The following is a 319-nucleotide window of genomic DNA, read 5'->3' on the forward strand; positions in this document are numbered from 1 at the left end:
AGAGACAGTCGTCCAGCGGCAGCAACGTCTGCTTGCGGAAAGCGACGATCGCCGCCTCATCCGTAACGGACAACACGGTGGAACACGGCTGCGTCGGCCCGGTTGGCAAATCGGCAACCGAGCTACGCTTCTTCCACTTCGCCACCGTCTTGTGATTGATCCCGTAGCGCTTGGACAGCGCTCTCAGGCTCTCTTGACTATGTTGTATCGCTCGACGGATCGCCTCTGTCGTAGTGGCGCTCCCGTGTAGAACCTGGCCCATAGTGCTTCCTTCCAATCGAGGGAAAATAGTGCACCATCAAAGCCTGGGATCAAACAC

General features: G+C 57.7%; 1 pseudogene. It reads right to left on the reverse strand.

Annotated features, from left to right (window positions below):
- Window positions 1-262: pseudogene (locus XarbCFBP7408_RS22180) on the reverse strand (helix-turn-helix domain-containing protein); the annotation flags it as partial.
- Between the last annotated feature and the right edge of the window lie 57 nt (window positions 263-319).

Source organism: Xanthomonas arboricola pv. guizotiae (assembly GCF_002940205.1).
Lineage (GTDB): Bacteria > Pseudomonadota > Gammaproteobacteria > Xanthomonadales > Xanthomonadaceae > Xanthomonas > Xanthomonas arboricola_C.